Here is a 6757-nt window from a genome sequence, read left to right on the forward strand (position 1 = left end):
ACCGTTAAAATCGCCAGGCCATTAGCAGGCTTTGCCGCTAACAGTTGCTGCAATGTTTCCAGCCGGGTAAGGGGCACATCACCATACAACACCAGTACGGTATCATCATCGGCAATATTAGGAATAGCCTGGGCCACTGCGTGGCCGGTACCCAGCTGTTCGGCCTGTAAAACCCAGTGCAGCGGTTGTTCAGCCATGGCGGCCTTTAGCGCATCAGCACCATAGCCATACACCAGCTGCGGCTTGTCCGCGCCGAGCGCCCGGGCGGTATCAATAACATGTTGCACCATGGGCCGCTCAGCCACCTTATGCAGCACTTTTGGTAAATCTGATTTCATCCGTGTGCCTTTACCGGCTGCCAGAATTACTACATTTAAAGCCATAAAAGAATTCCCTTCGTGTATCGTCGATAGTGCGCTTATTCTAATAGCTGCTTATTCTAATAGATAGGGGCACAAATTGCAGGGGCAGGATGACGTTTTGCTGCATGAAAAACGCCACCCAAAGGTGGCGTCTGCTTTATACCGCTAAACCGCTATTAGTTTTTCTCAGTTTCACCGATATATTTATCAAAAAAGGCGAGCATTTTCTGCCAGCGCTCTACGTTATGTTCCGGCTTATAGAAACCGTGGCCTTCCTTTTCTTTTACCAGCCACTCATAAGGATGATTACGTTTCTCTAATTCTTCCCGTAAACGTTGAGCATGAATAATAGGCACCCTGCGGTCTTCAGCACCATGAATAATAAAAACCGGTGCTTTTAACTTATCAAGATGCTTAATGGGCGACTGCGCATCTAACTGTGCCTGGTCACGGCCGATTGCCATTTCGAGGTAGTTAAGTCCACTCTGGCGCTCCTGAATATCGCCGTCGGTATACATCAGGTTTAAATCAAACACCCCGACAAACCCAACTGTACATTTATATAAATCAGGCTCCCGTACCGCACTCATCAAAGCAGCATAGCCGCCGTAAGAGCCGCCATAAGCGCATACCCGCTCTTTATCGACAATACCCTGTTCAACCAGATACATTACACCATCAGTCATGTCGTTAATCATGGTGGTGCCCCAGTTATGATAACCTGCCTGCAGGAAACTGCGGCCAAAACCACCTGAGCCCCGAAAATTTGGTTGCAACACGGCGTAACCATGCTGCGCCAGCACCTTAGCATCAGGGTTAATTTCAAGAAAATCTCTTGGACCGTGCGGGCCACCATGCGGATTCATAATCAGTGGCAAATTTTTTGCCTCTTTCCCCTTGGGTAAGGTCAGAATAGCGTGAATATCTAATCCATCGCGGCTTTTATAAATAATGGCTCTGGTTTCAGCCAGCAGTTCTGGCTTCATCCACGGCCGGCCATTTAATAAAAAGCTCAGCTGGTTATTCTTAGTATCAAACAGGTAAAATTCAGGCGGATGATTTGCTGAGCGCGTGGTCAGTACTAATATACTGTTATCGCGGGTAGCTGAGTTAATAGCAATTTTTTTACCCGGGAAAGCGGCTTTCAGGCTTTGTAAGTAGCCACTGAAAGTTTTGTCTTTTATATCAGCAAAGAATACGTCTTCATGAGTATCATACTCATAAGACGCACCAATCACCTCTTTTAAAAATCCATCTTCAATACTGAACTGAGGTGTTACATCCACTTTAGGATGATGGGCCAGTAACTCTTCTTTGCCGGTTTCCGGATCCATAATGCTGATGGCCTTGGTATCAGTTTGCGTATCGCTTAAGCCGACTACCCGCTTATTATCCGGCAAAAAGGCAATTGGCGTAAAACTGCCATCACGTTGGCCATAGCGGCGCAGGGTTTGCCAGTCTGACTGCTCGTCTTTCCGGTACATCAGTACCATTTCGTTATCATTTTCCTGATCTTCCCCAACAGCCATCCGGGCAATACCATTGTTATCAGTAATCATGCCGGAAGAACGCATTGGCGCCCGAGCGATTTGCCTGGTACGGCCGGTCTCAATATTTAGCCGCTTAACCAGACTGAAAGAGCCACGACGGTTGGGTGTACTGGTGGCAATTAATACAAACTTTTCTTCGTCGGGTAAGTAATTGATAACCTGCGCCGGATCTTTTTCATTGTCGGCCCGGTAACCGGTTAACATTCTGGCATTGGAACCATCAGCATTTACAGCAAAAATCTCTCCCGTAGCGACTGGCTGCTCCAGTGCGCCAATATCCCGCACCAGGGTAATTAATAAACGTTCATTATTAGCCCAGTCAATTGAACCTATAGAATCACGGCCGGTAAAATGACGGACACTGAGTATTTTATTTGACTTAATATCGATAACATTCAGGTAAATATTACCTTCATCGCTGCGGCTGGTTGCGGCCAGATATTTACCACTGGGTGAAATTTCTATTTCCAGAAACTGGGACTGTCTGGCGTAATCTTCTAACGTCAGCTCTGCTGCCTGAACGCCGGCAACAGCGAAAATCAGCCAACATAACAATATTGCTCTCATAACTAATGACCTCATATACCGGTTGCTGCAAACGACCACCGGCTAATTTATTATTATTGTGTAAATTTTTTATTATTATCAGCCCGCTAGTGGATGCTGCAGCACGATGAGGTGCAACAACAACACGCAGCCAAATAAAAAAAAGCCCCAGCCCATTATCCGGGCTGGCTCTGACTTATTTAACAGCTTTAACATTACCGGCTTCCTTGCTGATTAACAACGTTATGCCATGATTATTTTACTTGTTGTACCTGATAGCCAGCTTGCTGCAGCAACGCCAGCACACTGTCTGTCCCCGCTAAATGAGCGCCGCCGACCAGCACCAGCTCTTTACTGTCGTTACCAAACATTTTCTCAATTTGCGGCAACCAGGCGTTATTTCGTTGTACAAACAGAGCCTGATACAACACCGGATCCAGTTCACGGGCGGGTTCGACCGCCAGCTTATTCAATGCATTCATATCGCCCGCCCGCCAGGCTGCTATCATGTCAGCAAAATAATTTTCAAAGTCAGCAAACTGCTCCAGATTCATTGTTAAAAAAGCATCTTCGTAGCCTTCTCCCATGTTTGCCAACAGGTTCAGCTGACTCTCGACGGTTTCCAGATATGCCATAGCTTTGCCATCAGCTTGCGCTTTCTTATCAAAGTAACTGTCGACACCTTCACCGGCCATCTGTGCTTTCATCATCTCAAGCGCCAGCATCTGGAGGGCGACAAATCCGGGTTTATAGCCATCTAACTGCTGCAACTGCACGCCATAATGTGCAAAATAATCGCTAACCTGCTGGTAAACCTCCGGCGACAAAACTTTGGCTAAACTACGGCCATCGTTATAAGCCATTGCCTGCAATAAAGCAGTTTGTGCTGCGGTATTTGCTGGATCAGGCATTTTCACTTCCAGTACCAGGGTATCTGTTGCCTGGTAAGCGGCGTCAAATTCTGCTGGTAGTGGAAACGCCGACTCTGGTAACAGATGCACGGTACCGCCGATATACAGGTAATCGTTATCCTTACTGACTTTCCACATGGATGTTTCAGCCAGTACTGAAGCAGAACTAAAAGCCGTTGCCAGTAAAGCTGCGCCAAAACTTACTTTAAAGATTTTTTTTAATTTCATTTTTTTGTCCTGTAAATTTTAAAAATATGCGAAAGCACAATTTCTGGTGCTGCGCGCATTTAATCGATCTTAAGGCAGTAAAGCTTTTACCGACCCGGCAATATTGCTGACAGCATTGCTTACCTGTTGTTTAATGCTGTCCGTAAGCTGTTGTTGTAACTCCTGTACCAGGTCTTTTTTTACCTCTGATAGCTCTTTAGCCACTTCTTTATCCAGCTGAACGGCCGTAACAGGCTGTTTACTTGAGTCTGCCATTACTGCTGAACTGGCAAACAGTGCGCTAGCGATGATCAGGCCGGTAATATTAGTCGTCATTTTTTTCATTTTGTTAATCCTTGTTTCTCAGTAAGTAGCGTTATGTCTGCTGACAACGGTGGACTCACTGCTTGTCCGTGTTGTTGAGTTCACTGTAGGGCTGTCATCGTGAAAAGTCGCTTATCAGAAGCTAAGCAATATATTGCTAAGGAAATAACATTTAAGTGCATGTTTTTTATGGATATAAAAAACATTATCTAAACATTATGAAGTGATTTTTCTGGGAGTTAGCTAAATTAATTTAGCTTGAAACACCATTAGCATCTGTTAAAGTTACAGCCTGTTTAAAAATGGGATATTAATTAACAAATGGATAAGATGCAGCTCGGGCCCTGGGTTTTTACACCAAGCGAATACAGTATCAGTGACGGCGTTATACAAAAAGAGCTCGAGCCATTACTGAGCAAACTGTTGTATTTCTTTGCTGCCAACCCGGGTAAGATCTTATCGCGTCAGCAGCTGGTCGATACCATCTGGCAACAAAATTTTGTTGATGACAACGCGATAAATCGCGCCATATCTGAGTTACGTAAAGCTTTGCAACACCCGGCACTGATGCAGGCCCCTATTAAAACGCACCATCGAAAAGGTTATAGTTTACAGTTGCAACCTTTGTTCAGCCCGGCTATTTCAGGTATTAATCAAACATCAGAACAGCGACCGGCTCATCCTCAGACAACAACCGTTTCACTTAAAAAAAGCCAACGTCCGTTAAACTGGTTAGCGGTGCTGACGTTGTTATGTTTGGCCAGCGTTGGTTCCGTGCTGTATTTTTTTGCCGCCGAGCCAGAACTGACAACTGACCGTCAGCAGGCCGAAGGAAAACCTCAGATAGTTGAGGTAGACATTATTAACCAGCAAAAAATCACCTGGTACAAAGGTATAGAAGCGCGGCCACTGGTCTCGCCTGATAAACAATTACTGGCATACAGCCACACTCAGCCCGATGACACAGTACGGGTGATGGTCAGAAAGCTTGGCGTCAGCGCCGGCAATACCTTACAAGAAGTAGCAATTGCCGCAGACAATAAAATGTTCAATGTGCAAACCTGGCAACCGGACAGCCGTCAGTTATTAATTCAGGTAATTGACAACGACGGCCAGCATTGTGAATACCAGAACTATGATTTTAGCGAGTATCCACATTATGAGGTTACCATGTTAACCGGTTGCAGCGGCATGACCTTTGGTAACGCACAGTTAAGCAAGGATGGTCAGTGGCTATACTACAGTAAAGGCAGTAGCGGCATGTATTCGAGCAATGCATTACTGGCTGAAAATCTGAACAGCTCTACCGTCCAAACGCTGCTTGCAGCACCCTCTGCCGGCCTCGGTGTTACTATGCTGGCACTGTCTGCTGATGGCAGCAAGCTGGCTTATATCCTGATGCCGGAATCGAACAAACCTGATATTTACTTATATGATCCTGCGAGCCGCGAGCATACCAGACTGGCAAGCTTGCCTTTTCCCGTATTATTACTCGGACTTGAATGGAGCGCAGACCAAGCCAGCTTATTGTTACCCGGTGCTGACGCCATCTTACAACTTAATATTGCAGATAAAAGCCTTACGGTATTAAAGGTGCCAGAGGGCATTACGGTTGGTGAGCTGTCGTTACTGGGCGACAATCAGGCTTATATATCGGCTATGACAGCTAATAGTATCTCAGTAAATGCCATGCAGCTTATTAAAGTCAGCCAGGCCTTTAACGATACAGAGCGGCAAATACATTTTGTAAACAATGCCGCAGGCAGCTCAACGGCCCTGGCAGTATCGCCAACCGATGCTAATCAATATGCGTTTGCAGCAAACTGGACCGGCAGCTGGCAACTGTGGCTGCATAACAACGGCCGGAACACCCAACTTACCGAAATTAACGTGGGTGAACAGCATCTTATCAATAGTATCAGCTGGTCAGGTGACAGCCGTTATATCGCATTTGCCAAGCAAGGTAACTTGTACCTCTACGATACGCTGCAACAACAGCTTATCAACAAACGGGAAAACAATGATATTGGTCAACCGGTCTGGCTTCCCGACAACAGTGGCCTGGTATTAACCCGGCTGCAGGATAACCGTCAGAATCTGTGGCAGCTTGATCTGGTCAGCAATAATTTTAGCCAGCTTACGTTTTCTGCCGGCAACTTTGCTCAGTTCGATGCGGGCGGACAGCTGCATTATCATCGCGATGGCAAACTTTATCAGTATGTTGACGGTGCTAGGCAAGACGTTGAAATTAAGAGTAACAATGACAATAACTTTATGGCTGTCTGGCTGCTGCAGGCAAAACAACATTATCGTTTTAGTATGCTGGGTCATATTGAACAATATGACCCCGTAACCGGCGACATCCGGCACAGCCAGCTACCTTATAAACTGATGGCGCTCCATCCGGATCCGCATAATCCTGACAATTTGTATGCCACCGTCTTTGTTACCCCCGAGCTGGCGCTCGAGTTTATCCAGTGGCAGACCACAGCTGCTCATTAACGGGACTAAGCAGCAATAAAAAAAGCCACCCGAAGGTGGCTTTTCTGACAAACGTAAACTTACTTTTTGCGCAGTTTCTGTATAACCCGCAGCTGGGCAATGGCTTCGGCCAGTTGCGCTGCTGCTTCTGCATAATTGAAATCTGCACCGGCGTGTTGCATTGCTTCGGTTGCCCGTTTCTGGGCATCTAAAGCCGCCTGCTCGTCCAAGTCTTCGCCGCGTACCGCAACATCGGCCAGCACGGTAATGCTGTCGGGTTGTACTTCAAGTACGCCACCGGCAACATAAATTACGTGCTCTTCACCGAACTGCTTCACGATACGGACCATGCCAGGTTTCAGAGGAGTCAGTAACG

At 46.5% G+C, this 6757-nt stretch carries 6 protein-coding genes; 1 reads left to right on the top strand and 5 read right to left on the bottom strand.

Annotated elements, in window-relative coordinates; genetic code table 11:
- The 4 genes from R3177_RS12005 to R3177_RS12020 all read right to left on the bottom strand — a co-directional run.
- On the bottom strand, nucleotides 1-383 hold a 383-nt coding region (locus tag R3177_RS12005; protein ID WP_318971268.1), incomplete at its 3' end, for an NTP transferase domain-containing protein.
- Between the two features lie 155 nt (nucleotides 384-538).
- Entirely contained in the window at nucleotides 539-2479 is a 1941-nt protein-coding gene (locus R3177_RS12010) for a S9 family peptidase (RefSeq protein ID WP_318971269.1), read from the bottom strand.
- A gap of 233 nt (nucleotides 2480-2712) precedes the next feature.
- Complete coding sequence (locus R3177_RS12015; protein WP_318971270.1) at nucleotides 2713-3597, bottom strand: TraB/GumN family protein; 885 nt, start codon at nucleotides 3595-3597, stop codon at nucleotides 2713-2715.
- Nucleotides 3598-3666: 69 nt separating this feature from the next.
- On the bottom strand, nucleotides 3667-3921 hold the full coding sequence (locus R3177_RS12020) for a hypothetical protein (protein WP_318971271.1): 255 nt from the start codon (nucleotides 3919-3921) through the stop codon (nucleotides 3667-3669).
- A 300-nt stretch (nucleotides 3922-4221) separates the two neighbouring features.
- On the opposite strand from R3177_RS12020, the gene R3177_RS12025 reads away from it, so the two are divergent.
- Nucleotides 4222-6402 carry a winged helix-turn-helix domain-containing protein gene (locus R3177_RS12025; protein WP_318971272.1) on the top strand — a complete coding sequence of 727 codons (2181 nt, stop codon included), beginning with the start codon at nucleotides 4222-4224 and terminating at the stop codon, nucleotides 6400-6402.
- Nucleotides 6403-6461: 59 nt separating this feature from the next.
- Here the strand turns inward: R3177_RS12025 and atpC are convergent.
- On the bottom strand, nucleotides 6462-6757 hold a 296-nt coding region (atpC, locus tag R3177_RS12030), incomplete at its 5' end, for an ATP synthase F1 subunit epsilon (RefSeq protein ID WP_318971273.1).

The sequence above is a fragment of the Arsukibacterium sp. genome (assembly GCF_033722355.1).
GTDB lineage: Bacteria > Pseudomonadota > Gammaproteobacteria > Enterobacterales > Alteromonadaceae > Alishewanella.

What these genes read in the sequence shown, in the direction of transcription:
- R3177_RS12010 (WP_318971269.1), bottom strand. Translation starts at nt 2,479, where the DNA reads ATGAGAGCAATATTGTTATGTTGGCTGATTTTCGCTGTTGCCGGCGTT.
- R3177_RS12015 (WP_318971270.1), bottom strand. Translation starts at nt 3,597, where the DNA reads ATGAAATTAAAAAAAATCTTTAAAGTAAGTTTTGGCGCAGCTTTACTG.
- R3177_RS12020 (WP_318971271.1), bottom strand. Translation starts at nt 3,921, where the DNA reads ATGAAAAAAATGACGACTAATATTACCGGCCTGATCATCGCTAGCGCA.
- R3177_RS12025 (WP_318971272.1), top strand. Translation starts at nt 4,222, where the DNA reads ATGGATAAGATGCAGCTCGGGCCCTGGGTTTTTACACCAAGCGAATAC.